We start from the raw sequence: 15,932 nt of genomic DNA, 5'->3' as shown, positions 1-15,932 counted from the left end.
ATCCGCTCCACCGAGATCGGTATGGCGGCCGCCCTCGACGAGGCCGCCGAGCTGGCCCACCGCCACCCCGCCACCATCGGCGCCCCCCACCACCCCGACATCACCGCCAACACCAACGACCCCGCCAACACCAGCAGTCCCGACGCCCCTGACACTTCTCCTTCGGCCTCCGCCCCCACCACCGGCCCGCCCAGCCCAGAGTCCAGCGCCCCCACGACCGGTAGTTCCCCGGCCATCCACGGGCCGGGCGGGCACAGCACGCACCCCAGCGGCCCGGCCACCGGCCCCGGTGGAGCCGGCGGCTCCCACACCCCCAGCGCCCCCAGCACCGGGGACGGCAAGACACCCGAAGCCCCCAGCGGACCCGCCCCTGAGTTCACAGACGGCAAGGGCGACGACAGTGTCCCCGCGCCGCCGGCCTCCACAGAGGACCGTCCCGGCCCCACTCCCAACGGGGAGACGGCATCTGCCGAGGCTCCTACCAGCCCCGCTCCGGACGGTGGCCAGGCCGAGCCACCTGCTCGGGAGACGCCATCCGGTGAAACCGGGCAGGATGAGGGCACGGCCCCGCCGCACTCAGCCGAGGCCACAACCCCAGAGACAGACCAGACGCCCGAAGCGCAGCAGGCCCCTGAAACGGTCGACTCCGCCGAGGCCGCGGGACAGGCCCGCATCGAGGAACTCGCGGCCGACATCCGCGAGGGCGCCGCACCGCCCCCCAACTCCCTGGGGGTCGAAGCCCTTCGAGAAGCATTGGACGCACCAGAGTTGAAAGGCACCAACAAGATCCCGGCCAAGAGCAACGCCGCGATCATGAGAGCCGACATCGAAGGAATGGAGGTACAAACCGAAGCGGCCAGCAGCGGAACAAAAGAAAAGAACAACGGGCTGGTCAAATTTAAAGAAAACCCGATTTTTGAAGCGGAGGGCGGAGTGAAAAGTCGTCGCTATGACTCGGAGGTGAAGCTCCTGGAAGAACTTGCTTCGCGACTCTCAGGGGATGCAAGGGGAGATATTGAAATATACACGGAACGTCCTCCCTGTCGCTCGTGCCGAGGAGTGATGGAGCAGTTCCGCGAAAGGTACCCCGATGTCCAACTCAAGGTGACGTGGGGTGAGAAAAACATAGTGGCTCTGGATACTAAACAAAGATATGAAGATCCCAACACATACAAGTATGACTCTTCGGACCCCCTTGACAAGGGATGGATCATTGAACGACTTCCCAAGAGTGCGCGTGAACATGACATGAAAATCTGGAAGAAGAACAGGTAGGAGAAAAATGAACAGCAAATATAGCGAGATCGATCAAATGATCGCTGAACTGGTAGACGCAGGTTTGGCTGACGCTGACGCAGTGTCAGGATGCACCGAGGAGCAAATATCCGAACTCCAGGCTATGCAGAGCAATGTTCAGCTTCCGGATGATTATCTTTACTTTCTCAGGGTTGCGGGCGCAAATCCACTCAAATACCTAAGCGTCGAAATAGACATTAGGTCGGCGATCTGCGCGTTCGATATTGCCGAAGAAATGCTTGAAGAGGCGCCTGATTTTGATCTTTCCGGGAAGATTTTCATTGGAAATTATCATTTTGATTATGTCTATTTTTTTAAAATGAATGACCCTGGAGTCTATGTTTTCGACGAAGTGGAAGAAAGGAGGGTGTGTGGATCGTTTGTTGAATTTCTTCGTTGGGAGGTGAATGCTTCAAGGAAAGATTGGGAGGCTGCTAAAAGGTTCTCTCAGAAAATCAGGGAAGGCAGGACTTGAGGCATGGCGAGGTGGCCTCCTCCTGATCTTGGCTTTCCCGGTCGGCTGCTTCCGGTTATCCACAGGGTTGAGGAAACGTTGTGCTTTGAGGCTCGATGGTGTGAAGGATGGTGGGCGTAGGAACGGCACCCGGCTGTGGGGTGGTCTGTGTACGCGGGAGGAACGGGCTGTAACGCACGGCCACTAGGATTCTGGTTCGTCCGTTGTGAGAGGAGCGTTGGTGACGACGCGAGTGGTCCATCGGCCGGCCAGAACGGTGTATCCACCGCAGCGGCAAGAACCCCACGAAGTCGAGGCGCCTCCCACGCTTCCCGAGGGAAACCCCCAGGGCAACCAGCTCATGAGCATCCTGCCCATGGTGGGCATGATGGCTTCGCTGACCATCATGATGGTGCTGCGCAACCCCGCGTTTATGGCGCTGGGCGCGGTCGTCCTCGTCGTCGCCCTCCTCGCGGGGCTGGGCATGCTCCTGTCGCGCCGTGGCCAGGTCGGTCGCCAACGCCGGCAACAACGGGAGCGCTACCTCGAATACCTGGAAGAGCTGCGCGAGCAGCTCAGCGCGTGGGAGCGCGAAGGGCGCTCGCACGCCCGCCTGCTCGACCCGCCTCCCGAAGCGCTCTACGACGTCGTCCGCGACCCCGCCCGGCTATGGGAGCGTCGCCGCAAAGACCATGACTTCCTGTGCGTGCGGGTCGGCACCGGGATGATGCCCGGCCATCCGCTGCGGCTGACCGACCGGGGCACCGCCCTGGCGCCCACCGACCCCTTCATGCTCTCCGAAGCCCAAGCCGCCGTGCGCCGGTTCGAGACCGTGCCGGAAATGCCGCTCACCCTCCCGCTCGACATGGCCGGCAACGTCAGCGTCATCGGGGAGCGCGCCGACGTGATGCGGCTGGTACGCGCCCTGCTCGCCCAACTGTCGGCCTTCCACGCGCCCGAGGACACCGGGCTGGCGGTGATGCACCCTCAGGAGCGCGGCGCCGAGTGGGAGTGGCTCAAGTGGCTCCCCCAAGTCCTCGACCAACAGCGCCGCGACGGCGGCGTGAACGCGCGGCTCATCGCGCCCACTCCCGCCCAACTGGGCGCCCTGCTCGCCGACGAGCTGCGTCACCGCACCGATTTCGCCGCCGAGGTGCGGCGCGGTATGGGCAGACGCGAGGCTTACCGCAAGATGCGGCGCATGGTGGTCATTCACGACACCCACGGCGAGGTCGCCACCGAGCTGGTGCGCCCCGACGAGGACGTCGACCCCGCCGCCCTGGGCGTCACTGTCCTGCATCTGGTGGCCGATCAGCTCGCCGAGCCCGGTGACGTGAGCGTGCGGATCACCGTCTCCGGCGACCAGGTGCAAGTGGTCGACCTGCGTGCCGACGAGCCGCGTGCTCTCACCGGAACCGTCGACGACGTTCCCGCGGCGACTCTGTCGGGCCTGGCCCGGATGCTGGCCCCGCTGCGGCTGTCCCCGGAGTCGATCGAGGAGACCGCCGCCGAGGGCGGTAGCGTCGACTTTCCCACCATGTTGGGGGTGCCCGACCCCGCCGACATGCGCTTTGAGCAACTGTGGAAGTCGCGCAGTGAACGCGCGTTCCTCCGGGTGCCGATCGGCGTCGACGATATGGGCCGGCCCGTCACCCTCGACCTCAAAGAATCGGCCCAGCTCGGCATGGGGCCGCACGGGTTGTGTGTGGGCGCCACCGGCTCCGGCAAAAGCGAGCTGCTGCGTACGCTGGTGCTCGCGCTGGCCGCCGGCCATCCGCCCGAGCAGGTCAGTATGGTGCTGGTCGACTACAAGGGCGGCGCCACGTTCGCGCCGTTCGAGGAGATGCCCCACGTGGCTGGGGTGATCACCAACCTGGAGGACGACGCCGCGCTGATCGAGCGCGCCTACGCCAGCCTCAACGGTGAGGTGCGGCGCCGCCAGCGAGTGCTGCGCGACGCCGGCAACCTCGCCAGCATCGGCGACTACGCCCACCGTCGCTCGCAGGACCCGAGTCTGCCCCCGCTGCCACACCTGCTGGTGATCATCGACGAGTTCGGGGAGCTGCTGACCGCCCGCCCCGACTTCATCGAACTGTTCCTGACCATCGGGCGGATCGGCCGCAGCATCGGCGTGCACCTGCTGTTGTCCAGCCAGCGCATCGAGGGCGGCAAGCTGCGCGGCCTGGAGACGTACCTGTCCTACCGGATCGGTCTGCGCACCTTCTCCGAGGAAGAGAGCCGCACGGTGCTCGACACCGCTGACGCCTTCCACCTGCCGGCCCTGCCCGGGTTCGGCTACCTCAAAGTCGACACCACCGTCTACCAGCGGTTCAAGGCCGGCTACGTCTCCGGCAGCTACCGCGGCCCCCTGCCAGAAGAGGAGCAGGAGAGCGGCCCCGCCCCGGTTTTGCCCTACCCCGCCTACAACACGGCCGGCTCCACCGAACCGGTCGGCGCCGCCAACGACGGTCCGGACCTGCCCGAGCGCGTCACCGGAGCGACTCTGCTCGAGGTGATGGTGAGTCAGGTGGCCCGCCACGGCACGCCCACCCGCAGCGTCTGGCTCCCACCGCTGCCGCAAGCCACCACGCTGGACAGGGTCACCGGTCCGGTCCAGCCCGCCGGCGAGGCGATACGGCTACCTGTCGACACCCCGCAACTGCACGTGCCCGTGGGGGTGCTCGACGACGCCAACAAGCAGTGGCAGGGGCTATGGAACCTCGACCTCACCGCCTCCGGCGGCCACCTCGCCATCATCGGCGGGCCACAGACCGGCAAGACGACGCTCCTGCGTACGCTGGTGCTGTCCATCGCGTTGACCCATACGCCCAGCCAGCTCGCGGTCTACGCGCTCGACCTGGTCGGCGGTGGTCTACAGGCGCTGGCCGACCTGCCCCACGTCGGCGGGGTCGCACCGCGCACCGACCCCGAACGCATCCGCCGCACCCTTGAGGAACTGCGGGGCATGCTGGAGCACCGCCAGCAGGTCTTCCGCGAGCGCGGCATCGACTCGTTGCAGCAGTTGCGGCGCAGGCACGCCAGGGGAGAGCTCCCCGAACTGCCGTGCGCCGAGGTGGTGCTGTGTGTTGACGGCTTCGGCGCGATCCGTAAGGACTTCGAGGAGATCGACGAGATGGTCTCCGACCTGTTGCAGCGCGGCGGCAACTACGGCATCCATCTGGTGGCGGCCATGCTGCGGTGGAACGACGTGCGCATGGCTATGCAGTCCACCTTCGGCCAGAAGGTGGAGCTGCGGTTGAACGACCCATCGGACTCGGCTGTCGACCGCAAGCTCGCCGAGACGATCAGCGCCGACACCCCTGGGCGTGCGCTGACCGACACCAAGCTCTTCGGCCAGGTCGCCCTACCCCGTATCGACGCGCTGCCTGAGGGAGACAACCTGGGCGAGGTCGTCGAGAAGACCTGCCGGGCGATCAGCGGCGCATGGCAGGGGCCGACCGCGCCGCCGGTGCGGGTGCTGCCGCACCAGTTGCCCGCCGCCGCTTTGCCCGGTCCTGACGAGGAAGCCGGGCGGGTGCCGATCGGGGTTGACGAACGTGCGCTCGCCCCCGTGCTGCTCGACCTGTTCGACCGCGACCAAAACCTGCTGGTGCTCGGCGACGGCGAATGCGGCAAGACCAACCTGCTGCGGCTGGTCGCCGAAGGGGTGATCGCCCGCCACTCCCCGGAAGAGGTGGTGTTCGCAGTCATGGACCCGCGCCGGACGCTGCGCGGTGTCATCCCCGAGCCCTACCTGGGTGGCTACGCCAGCAACGCGCGAGTGTGCGCCGGGCTGGCCGGCGGTGTCGCCAAAGAGCTGGAGGGGCGCATGCCCGACGACGCCGACCCCGACGCGCTCGCCTCCGGCGGGCCGCCCACGCCGCGCATCGTCGTGCTGGCCGACGACTACGATGTGCTCACCACGGCGGGGCAGAAGCCGCTCGCCCCGTTCGTTCCCTTCGTCCCCAACGGCCCCGACATCGGGCTGCACTTCGTGGTGGCGCGCCGCGTGGCCGGGGCCGGGCGCGGTCTGCACGACCCCCTGGTGCAGGCGATGCGCGAGATCGGTACCAGCGCCCTGCTGATGTCGGGCGATCGCAGCGAGGGGCAGCTCTTCCCGAAGGTCTACGCCACCGCCCAGCCGCCGGGGCGGGGCCGCTGGATTCGGCGGGGTGGCGCGCCGCGTCTCGTCCAGACAGGGCTGATCGACGAGCCGACTGAGGAGAACCGTTGACATACGACGTGGTCGCGCTGGTGCGGCAGGCCCCCGACATGCGGGTCCTGGCCGACGCGATGGTACGCGCGGGCCGCCGACTGCGGGTGCGTGGCGCGGGGGAGGGTGCCGTCATCCAGCTCTGTGACGACGACGGGCGAGCACTGCTCAGCATCGAGGCCGCGCAGCGCGTCGATGTCCCCAGCGAGGTGGAACGGCTGCTCGGCAGCGACACCGCGCGGCGCATGCCCCACCCCTGCTGGTGGGTGGAGGCCAGGGCGACTCATCCCCGCGACGGCGATGAGGACACCGCCGCGTTAGCCCACCGCTTCGCCACCGGACTGGTCGACCGGCTCGGCGGCACGGTGTGGCCGACGCGCCCCCGCGAGGACGGTCCCTCGGGACGGGAGGACCGACCGCGATGACGACCCACCCGGCCATCGACATCGCCACCGAACAGACCGCGGTGGCACAGCAGGAACGGCCCGTGATCCCGCTGTCGTCTTGGCTGGCCGACGCCGTGGCGATGGCGGGGCGCAACGGGCAGGGCCTCCAGGTGCTCTCCCCGCCGCAGTGCCGGATCACGCTGCCGCTGCGTCAGGTGCTGAGCGGCCCCAAAGCCCGGTGGGTGGTGGCCGACCCCGCCGGCGGCGGCCACTACGACGGCCTCTCCGGGGCGCGGCTGCTGTGGGACGAGAACTCGGGGTTCGGCCCCGCCGCCGGCGGGCAGCCCACGCCCGACCCCTCCCCGGATTTTTTGCGCCACTCCAGGAATCCGGGCACCCAGCTCCTGGTCGACCTACGGCTGTTCCACCCGGCCGCCGACGGGGTCAGGCTTGGCGGCGCCGCCGAAACACTCGCGCAGACCCTCGGCGCGGGTGCGCTCGCCGGTTGGGGCACCAGCGAGCCGGCCCTATCGGCATGGGACCGCGACGCGGTGACCGAACTGTGCCGGCGCCGGGCGCCCGCGCCGACCAGACTCGTGTTCTGCGGGCCCGGCGGCACCGCCCGGCCGATGGTCGGCCTCCAGCACGTGTCGCGGGTGACCTCGGGCGTGAAGGAAGTCGTCACCTTCGCTGTGGGCTACGAGCCGGGGGAGCAGCCGCCCCTGGAGCGTCTCGTGGAGGTGGCAGCGCAGTTCCAGCGGCACCAGACGCTGCGCACCATGACGGTGCAGCGCATGGCTGGGCGGGCTGATCTCACCTACGAGCCGCGCTGGGTGGGGCCGCCGATCCCGGTGGCCACGGCCCTCGGGGCGCGGGCCACCGCCGAGGTGGGGCTGGAGCGGGCGCTGGCCGCGCCCATCCGGGGGCGGGCCATCGGCTCCTCGCGCGCCCCGGCGGTGTGGTATTCGCTCGGTGACGGCACCGACCCCGAGGCGCTGGGGGCGTTCACCGCCCTCATGAGGTACCTGCGCCCCCACAGGGAGGCAGCCGACTAGGTTGTTGTTTTTCGAACGGCTGGGGTGCGGGATCGTGGGCGTGTTCTTCGTTCGCTCGTGCCTCGATCGCTGCGCGATCTCGGCAGCCTTCGGGGGCGCTCACGCACTTGCGCCCACCGCCGGCCTTCCCCGCCTTCGCCGAAAAACCTAGAGCGCCGCGCCCAGCGCGGTGGGCCGGGAGAGACAATCCCCACCCTGTGCTCCGCGCGCCCAGCGCTGGCTGTTCGTGGCGGAGCTTTTTGTCAGGTCAGCGCGCCCGCGTTCGCTATCAGTCCACGGAGTCCCCCGTGACCTGTGAGAACGCTCTCAAGGGCGATTCCGGGGGCCGCGCCCCCGCGCCGAAGTAAAGTTTTCCGTGTACTGAGGCAGCGCGGGACTCGATCCGGGAGTCCCGTCCCGGCCGGTGGCGCACTGTGGCGCGGCTGGCCATCGTGGCACCGCCGCCGTTCACGCCCCTCCTCGCCACACACCGGACCAGCCGTTTTCCCCGGTGGCCGGGACGTTGTGGCGCGCTGCGTGACCGCCGGTGCCCGCTCGCCCCCGCTTACGCCCCTGACCGCACCGCGGCCCGCTGCGGGCTGCCCTGGCACGAGATTGGATTCATGGTCTCCCTGACGGCACTCCCACGTCGCCGACCCACCCTCCCTTCCCTGAGCACCCTGCGCACCGAAACCCTGGCGGGATTGGTGGTCGCGCTGGCGCTGATCCCCGAAGCGATCTCCTTTTCCATCATCGCCGGCGTGGACCCGCAGGTAGGACTGTTCGCCTCGTTCACCATGGCCGTGGTGATCTCTGTGGTCGGCGGGCGCCCGGCCATGATCTCGGCCGCTACCGGTGCGATGGCGCTGGTGGTGGCGCCGCTGTCCATCGGGCACGGGTTGGGCTACCTCATCGCCGCCGTCATCCTCGGCGGGGTCTTCCAGATCGTCATGGGTGCCTTGGGGGTGGCCCGGCTGATGCGGTTCATCCCCCGCTCGGTCATGGTCGGTTTCGTCAACGCGCTGGCCATCCTGATTTTCATGGCCCAGGTTCCGGAGCTGCGCGACGTGCCCTGGCCGGTCTATCCGCTCGTGGCCGGTGCCCTAGCCATCATGGTGCTGTTCCCGCGGCTCACCCGAGTGATCCCGGCACCGCTGGTGTCCATCGTGGCGCTGACCGCGCTGACGATCGGCGCCGGCCTGGCGGTGCCCACGGTGGGCGACAAGGGAGCGTTGCCCTCGTCGCTGCCGACCCCCGGCCTTCCCGACGTCGCGTTCACGCTGGACACGCTGACGCTCATCGCCCCCTACTCCCTCGCGTTCGCGCTGGTGGGGCTGATGGAGTCGCTCATGACAGCCAAGCTCGTCGACGACATCACCGACACCCGCTCCAACAAGACCCGCGAGTCCATCGGGCAGGGCATCGCCAATATCGTCACTGGCTTCTTCGGCGGTATGGGCGGCTGCGCGATGATTGGCCAAACCATGATCAACGTCAAGACCTCGGGGGCGCGCACTCGGCTGTCGACGTTCCTCGCCGGCGCGTTTTTGATGGTGCTGTGCATCGTCTTCGGCCCGTGGGTCTCGCAGATCCCGATGGCCGCGCTGGTCGCCGTCATGATCATCGTCTCGGTCTCGACGTTCGACTGGCACTCGGTCGCACCGGCCACCCTCAAGCGGATGCCGCTGGGGGAGACCGTGGTCATGACCGTCACCGTCGCCATCGTGGTCGCCACCCACAATCTGGCCATCGGCGTCGTGGCCGGCTCGATTACCGCCATGGTGATCTTCGCCCGTCGGGTCGCCCACATGGTCCAAGTGTCCTCGGTGATCGACCCCGAGGGCGGCCACGTGGTCTACAGCGTCACCGGCGAGCTGTTCTTCGCCTCCAGCAACGACCTCGTCTACCAGTTCGACTACTCGGGTGACCCTGAGCACGTCGTCATCGACCTCTCCGACGCCCACATCTGGGACGCCTCCACGGTCGCCGCCCTCGACGCGGTCACCACCAAGTACGCCCAACGCGGCAAGAGCGTGGAAATCGTGGGTCTGAACCGCCCCAGCGCCCGGCTACACGACAGCCTGACCGGCGAACTCGCCGGCAGCCACTGACGTTTGCCCGAAGAGCCCGCCGTGGCAGGTGAAGACCTGCCACGGCACGCGGGGCTCAGGGCGGCGTGGGCTCCTCGTCGTGCCGGTGGTGCACCAGCGACCCCGTTGCCGAAGGTCCGGCTCTCGACGAGCTCCAGGGCGCGCCTGCTCCGCTCCTGCGGGAACAGCGGCTTGCCCGCTCCGATGAGGACCGGGTGGATGTAGATTCGGTACTCATCGATCAGGCCGTGACCCATGAAGGAGGCGGCGAGGTCGGCGCCTCCCACCACCAGGTCCCCGCCCGGCTGGGCCTTGAGTTTTCTGATCTCCTCGGCGCCGACGTCGCGCACGATGGTGGTGTTCCATTCGGCCCGCTCCAAGGTCCGGGAGAACACGATCTTGGGCATATCGCGCCAGATGCCGGCGAACTCCACCATGGGGCCGGTGCTGGCGGGGCCTGCGACGTCGGTGGGCCAGATCGGGCGCTCGCGCGTGGTTTTGCTGCCTCGCGTGACAAACGGCTGTCGAAGGCGCTCACCCCACGATGAAGAAAAAACACGGGACCGTGACCTAGGTTGGCTGCCCTCGGGAGGTGCGGGCAGCCTCGCACCCCCGGCGGCCAGTGTTTTTCGTTCTTGCGGAGGTGCACGTTGTCCGAGAGCAGCGGCGCCACACCGAGTGCCCCAGCGTCGGGCCACGAGCTGCTGCGCACCCTGCGTACCCTCGGCGTTCTCGTGCGCGCCGGGGTGGTGCGGCCCGGCCGGCCGGGCCGTGTCGTCGGCCAGCTTTTGGCGCTCCGGCGCTGGGGCGCTACAGCGGCGGGAGCCTACCGGGCCGCCGCGATGCGCGCCCCGAACACCGTCGCCTACATCGACGACGCGAGGACGGTCAGCTACGCCCAACTCCAGCAGCGCACAACCCGGCTGGCCAACGGTCTGGCCGGGCGCGGCGTGCGAGAGGGAACCCGGGTGGGGGTGCTGTGCCGCAACCATGGGCTGGTCATCGAGACTCTGGTGGCCTGCGGAAGCCTCGGTGCCGACACCGTCATGCTCAACACTGGGCTGGCCGGCCAACAGTTGGCCGAGGCCCTCGAGAACACCGGAATCACGACCGTCATCGCCGACGCCGAGTTCGCTGACCTGTGCGCATGGCTGCCCGAAAGGGTCGACCGGATCGTCGCGTGGGGCGGAGCCGTCGACGCCGCCGAATCCACCGTCGACGGGCTCGCCGAGCATGCTTCCGACGCTCCCCGCACCCCGCCCCACCAGGCCGGTCGCCTCATCATGCTCACCTCTGGCACGACCGGGCCGCCCAAAGGGGCCCGGCGCCCCACCCCGAAAGGGCCGCAGGACGCCGCGGCGGTGCTGTCCCGGATTCCGCTGCGTTCCCGCGAGCGGCTGCTCGTCACAGCGCCGCTCTTCCACACCTGGGGGCTGGCCGGGATGCAGCTTGCGATGGCGCTCCGGGCCACGCTGGTGCTGCAACGCCGCTTCGATCCCGAGGAGTTGCTGCGCACGGTCGCCCAGCAGCGCTGCACCGCCCTCTTCGCGGTCCCGGTGATGTTGCAACGCATCATGGAGCTGCCTGCCGCGGTGCGGGCGCGCTACGATACGTCCTCGCTGCGCATCGTGGCGTGCAGCGGCTCCGCGATGCCCCCCGAGCTGACGACCCGCTTCATGGACGCCTTCGGTGACATCGTCTACAACCTGTACGGTTCCACCGAAGTGTCCTGGGCGACGATCGCGACCCCCGCCGAGCTGCGCGCCTCACCCACCACCGCCGGCCGTCCGCCGCTGGGCACGCGGCTGGCGATCCTGGACAGCGAGGGCCGCGCAGTGCCCGCCGGTGCTCAAGGGCGCATCTTCGTCGGTAACGACATGCTCTTCGAGGGCTACACCACCGGCCAGGGCAAGCGGGTCGAGCACGGGTTGATGGAGACGGGCGACCTCGGCCACGTGGACAGCGACGGGCTGTTGCATGTCGCCGGCCGCGACGACGACATGATCGTCTCGGGCGGGGAGAACGTCTTCCCGCGTCCGGTGGAGGAGGCCATCGTTACGTTGCCGCAGGTGCGCGAGGTCGCGGTGGTGGGAGTGCCCGACGAGGAGTTCGGCCGGCGTTTCGCCGCCTACGTGGTCACCGAGGAGGGGGCCTCGCTTGGGGCCGAGGAGGTCCGTGCGCGGGTGCGCGAACGGTTAGCGCGCTTCTCGGTGCCCCGCGAGGTCCATTTCCTCGACGCGCTCCCGCGCAACGCCACCGGCAAGGTCCTCAAACGACAGTTGGCTCCGCCACGGCAGGACTGAGGCACCCCCATGGGAGCCTGCACGGGACGGCTCTAGGTTGTTGTTTTTCGAACGGCTGGGGCGTGGGGGGTGCTTCTATGGTTTTGTCAAGCCGGGGGGTGGGCTGTGCCTGGAGGGTTTGCCGTTCGCTCGTGCCTCGATCGCTTCGCGATCTCAGCAGCCCGGGGCGGGCTGTGCCTGAGGTGGCACGGGTACCACGACAGGGGCTGGGGCCGACGTGGAGCCACCACCCCGACAAGGCAGGTGGGAGGCCGGGGCCGACGCCGTAACCGGGCAGACGGGAACGAGACCACCACCACAACCGGGCAGACGGGAGCGGGGTCGACGCCGTGACGAGGCAACCAGGGGGCGAGCACCGTGACCGGGCAGACGGGGCGGCTCGGCGGGTTCCGGCGTGTTCTCAGCCACCACCCCACCGGCATACCCCCCCACCAGCAGCACCCGGCACAACAGCGGTGCGTCAAAGACACAGCGCCCTCGTCAAAGCTGCCGAGATCGCTTCGCGATCTCGGCAGCCTGTGTGGGTGTACAGGGGCGCGCTTGCTTGCGTTGTGGCCAGGGTGAGCGGGCTTTTGCCTTGTGTGGGTGTACAGGGGCGCGCTCGCCCGCGTGCGCCCACCGCCGGCCCGGCCGCCCTCCCCAAAAAACAACAACCTAGGCAGCGCTTGTCGTGGCGAGGTAGACGGTGTTGGCGGCCTCGTCGTCGCACAGCGGGTTGTGGAAGCTGACCGTCTCGGCTGTGGCCTGGTCGAAAACCTCGGTCAGCACCGTTGTGAAGTCGGCGTCGGGCGGATCGTTGGACCACAGGGCGAACGTGCCGCCGGGGGTGAGCTGATCGGCCAGCGCCCGCAGCCCTCCTGGCTGGTAGAAGTCGGCGTGACTGGGGTGCAGCAGGTGGCGCGGCGAGTGGTCGATGTCGACGATGATGGCGTCGAACCGCCGGTTCGGGGCATGCGGGTCCAGTCCGGGCGTGCTGGCGACCATCGAGAAAAAGTCGCCCTGGACGAACCGGCACCGCGGGTCGGCGGTCAGGGAGACGCCCGCGGGGATGAGGCCGCGCTCGTGCCACTCGATCACCTCGCCGAGCGCTTCCACCACGACCACCGAGTCGACGTTGGGCGACTCCAGCACCGTCTGGGCCGTGTAGCCCAGCCCGAGCCCGCCCACGGCCACGTTAAGGTTCTCCCCGTCCATCCCGGAGAGGGCGAGCCGTGCGATCTCGACCTCTGCCACCGTGAACAGGCTCGACATCAGGAATTCATCGTCGAGCTTGATCTCGTAGACGTCTTTGTCGACAAGCGGGTCCCGCCGTCGGCGCAGGCTGATGACCCCCATCGGCGTCTCGCGCCAATCAAGCTCCTGGAAGCGAATACTCACCCGCGTCTCCCGCTTCTTCGGTCACCGTCTATACCCAGAATCTAGCGGCTCTGCGGTAGCTGTGTCGGAGGGACCGCGCCTGACCGTCTTGTGCTGCGGGGTTGAGTTGGGGTGTGGCTGGGCAGGCGCCCCTCGAAGGCCATGAGTGTCACCGAGCCGACAGTCGCGGCCCCCACCGCCGCCTGGCCAGGTTCGGATGGGACACGCCCGGACGGGCGCAGGTACCCGACGGGCACGGCCGGCGGGCGGGCGGTTTCGCTGGGGAGGGGAACCGCCCGCCCGCCGCGGGGCCGCCGGTGCGGCTGCCGCAACGACGCGACCGACCAAGGGTGGGGAGAGGGGGGCGGGTGGCACCGCGACAACACGACCGCGACGAGGTGTTCGTCGAATACACCAAGAGCGTCTGCCCCGTGTGCAAGGTGGTGGTAGACGCGCAGGTCAACATCCGCGACAACAAGGTCTACTTGCGCAAACGCTGTCGAGAGCACGGCTGGTTCGAGGCGCTGGTCTACGGCGACGCGCAGACCTACACCGAGTCGGCGCGGTTCAACAAGCCGGGAACGCTGCCGCTGTCCTTCCAAACCGAGGTTAAGGACGGCTGCCCCTCGGACTGTGGATTGTGCCCCGAACACAAGCAGCATGCGTGCTTGGGCATTATCGAGGTCAACACCGGCTGTAACCTCGACTGTCCGATCTGTTTCGCCGACTCCGGGCACCAGCCGGACGGCTACAGCATCACCCACTCCCAGTGCGAACACATGCTGGACACGTTCGTCGAGGCTGAGGGCGAGCCGGAAGTGGTGATGTTCTCCGGTGGGGAGCCCACCATCCACAAGCACATCCTCGACTTCGTCGATCTCGCCCAGCAGCGCCCGATCAAGGTGGTCAACCTCAACACCAACGGCATCCGGTTGGCCAGCGATCGGAGGTTCGTACGGGCGTTGGGCGAACGCAACGGCCGCAACGGTACCTCGGTCAACGTCTACCTACAGTTCGACGGGTTCGACCGCGATACCCATCTGGAAATCCGCGGTAGGGACCTGCGCGACCACAAGCGGCGGGCGCTGGACAACTGCGCCGAGGAAGGAGTCACCGTCACCCTGGTGGCGGCGATCGAGTGCGGCCTCAACGAGCACGAGGTCGGCGACATCGTCCGTTTCGGGGTGGAGCATCCGGCGGTGCGCTCGGTTTCCTTCCAGCCGGTCACCCATTCCGGGCGGCATGTGGCCTTCGACCCGCTGACCCGATTGACCAACTCCGATGTGATCGAGTTGGTCAACGCGCAGTGCCCCGACTGGTTCCGCCCCGGCGACTTCGTCCCCGTCCCGTGCTGCTTCCCGACCTGTCGCTCCATCAGCTACCTGCTGGTGGACCGCAAACCGCACCGCACCGACGTGGTGCCGATCCCGCGCCTGGTCAACATCGACGACCATCTCGACTACGTGAGTAACCGCGTCATGCCCGACCCGGCGTTGCGCTCCGCGCTGGAGAAGCTATGGAGCGCCTCGGCGTTCATGGGAACCCCGGCCACGATGGAGAGTCTGGAGACGGCCGCCGCGGCGGCCGAGTGCGAGGCGTGCGGGATCGAGCTGCCCGAATCCGCCAAGGAGTTGGGGGAGCGGGCGTTCATGATCGTCGTACAGGATTTCCAGGACCCCTACACGCTCAACGTCAAACAGCTCATGAAGTGCTGCGTCGAGGAAATCACCCCCGATGGGCGGATCATCCCCTTCTGTGCCTACAACTCCGTGGGCTACCGCGAGCAGGTGCGCTCCCAGATGTCGGGGGTGTCGGTGGCCGATGTGGTCCCCAACGCCCACGAACTGGCCGACGACACCGTCGAGTCCCCGTACGGCTCCCGGGTCGTCGCTGACGCCGCCGAGGCCGGCGACGGTGGGCAGCGGCCGGTCGCCGCGGACACCACCAACGTGGGGCGCAAGGCGGTGCAGTGGTGAGCGCCGAGCCCGGTCCCGCGTGGGCCGATGACGTCAAGGCGTGCTGCGCCGCCGCCTACGGCACCGACGCGGTCGCGCTCCTGCTCGGGACCGCCTACCACCCGGGCGGTCTCGCCCTCACCCGCCGGCTCGCCGGGGCCCTGTCGCTGGCACCGGGGCAGCGGGTGCTCGACGTCGCCGCGGGCCCCGGGGCCACGGCTCGCCTGCTGGCGCTCGAACACGAGGTGCTCGTCGACGGCGTGGACCTGGGAGAGCACACGGTCCTCAGCGCGCGGGAGGCCACCGTCCGGGCCGGGTTGGCCGAGCGCGTCGCCTTCCGGGTGGGCGACGCCGAACAATTGCCCGTAACCGACGCCGGCTATGACGCGCTGGTCTGCGAGTGCGCCTTGTGCACCTTCCCCGACAAGACTGTGGCCGCCGCGGAGTTCGCCCGTGCGCTGCGTCCCGGCGGCCGGGTCGGCATCACCGACGTCACGGTGGCCCCGGAGGGCTTGCCCGCCGAGCTGGCCGGTATCACCGGCTGGGTCGCCTGCATCGCCGACGCCCGCCCTTCGGCCGACTACGAGCAACTGCTGGTCGACGCCGGGCTGCGCCCGCTGCGTCGCGAGCGCCACGACACCGCGATCGCGCGGATGGTCGACGAGATCGAGGCCCGGATCGGGATGTTCGAGATGACCGCCCCCGAGCGGTTGGCCGCCGCCGGAGTCGACGCCGAGGCGGTGCGGGGCTATCTCGTGGCGGCACGGCGCGCGGTCGAAGCGGGCACCATCGGCTACACCCTGCTGGTCGCGGAGAAACCGGCCGCGTGAGGCCAGGGCCACCGG

General features: G+C 68.7%; 10 protein-coding genes and 1 pseudogene. 9 read left to right on the top strand and 2 right to left on the bottom strand.

All coding sequences use genetic code 11. The annotated features are described in order from the left end of the window. From ABD848_RS05450 to ABD848_RS05425, 6 genes are all read left to right on the top strand, one after another. On the top strand, positions 1–1,275 hold a 1,275-nt coding region (locus tag ABD848_RS05450), incomplete at its 5' end, for a deaminase domain-containing protein (protein ID WP_344967943.1). 7 nt (positions 1,276–1,282) lie between these two features. Beyond that, positions 1,283–1,771 carry an SMI1/KNR4 family protein gene (locus ABD848_RS05445; RefSeq protein WP_344967941.1) on the top strand — a complete coding sequence of 163 codons (489 nt, stop codon included), beginning with the start codon at positions 1,283–1,285 and terminating at the stop codon, positions 1,769–1,771. 220 nt (positions 1,772–1,991) lie between these two features. Next, complete coding sequence (eccCa, locus tag ABD848_RS05440) at positions 1,992–5,984, top strand: type VII secretion protein EccCa (RefSeq protein WP_344967939.1); 3,993 nt, start codon at positions 1,992–1,994, stop codon at positions 5,982–5,984. Then, on the top strand, positions 5,981–6,388 hold the full coding sequence (locus tag ABD848_RS05435) for a hypothetical protein (RefSeq protein ID WP_344967937.1): 408 nt from the start codon (positions 5,981–5,983) through the stop codon (positions 6,386–6,388). Before eccCa ends, ABD848_RS05435 begins: the two co-directional genes overlap by 4 nt. Beyond that, complete coding sequence (locus tag ABD848_RS05430; RefSeq protein ID WP_344967935.1) at positions 6,385–7,404, top strand: DUF6177 family protein; 1,020 nt, start codon at positions 6,385–6,387, stop codon at positions 7,402–7,404. The genes ABD848_RS05435 and ABD848_RS05430 overlap by 4 nt, the downstream gene beginning before the upstream one ends. A gap of 602 nt (positions 7,405–8,006) precedes the next feature. Further along, the gene (locus ABD848_RS05425) at positions 8,007–9,494 is read left to right on the top strand and encodes a SulP family inorganic anion transporter (protein WP_344967933.1); all 1,488 of its coding nucleotides are present in this window, start codon (positions 8,007–8,009) and stop codon (positions 9,492–9,494) included. A gap of 110 nt (positions 9,495–9,604) precedes the next feature. Here the strand turns inward: ABD848_RS05425 and ABD848_RS05420 are convergent. Beyond that, positions 9,605–9,910 (bottom strand): annotated as a pseudogene (locus ABD848_RS05420) (dihydrofolate reductase family protein); the annotation flags it as partial. Between the two features lie 213 nt (positions 9,911–10,123). Here ABD848_RS05420 and ABD848_RS05415 point away from each other — a divergent pair. Further along, positions 10,124–11,776 (top strand): AMP-binding protein, encoded by a 1,653-nt coding sequence (locus ABD848_RS05415; protein WP_425567437.1) that lies wholly within the window; start codon positions 10,124–10,126, stop codon positions 11,774–11,776. A gap of 654 nt (positions 11,777–12,430) precedes the next feature. Here ABD848_RS05415 and ABD848_RS05410 read toward each other — a convergent pair. Next, entirely contained in the window at positions 12,431–13,153 is a 723-nt protein-coding gene (locus ABD848_RS05410; RefSeq protein WP_344967931.1) for a spermidine synthase family protein, read from the bottom strand. 347 nt (positions 13,154–13,500) lie between these two features. Here ABD848_RS05410 and ABD848_RS05405 point away from each other — a divergent pair, with 347 nt between their 5' ends. Both ABD848_RS05405 and ABD848_RS05400 read left to right on the top strand, forming a co-directional pair. Continuing rightward, positions 13,501–15,108 (top strand): radical SAM protein, encoded by a 1,608-nt coding sequence (locus ABD848_RS05405; protein ID WP_344967929.1) that lies wholly within the window; start codon positions 13,501–13,503, stop codon positions 15,106–15,108. Next, positions 15,105–15,917 (top strand): class I SAM-dependent methyltransferase, encoded by an 813-nt coding sequence (locus tag ABD848_RS05400; protein ID WP_344967927.1) that lies wholly within the window; start codon positions 15,105–15,107, stop codon positions 15,915–15,917. Before ABD848_RS05405 ends, ABD848_RS05400 begins: the two co-directional genes overlap by 4 nt. Positions 15,918–15,932: the final 15 nt, after the last annotated feature.

This window comes from Salinactinospora qingdaonensis (genome assembly GCF_039539445.1).
GTDB classification, from domain to species: Bacteria; Actinomycetota; Actinomycetes; order Streptosporangiales; family Streptosporangiaceae; genus Salinactinospora; species Salinactinospora qingdaonensis.
Note: the sequence above shows the minus strand (reverse complement) of the source record. Positions and strands in the feature narration are given on the sequence as shown.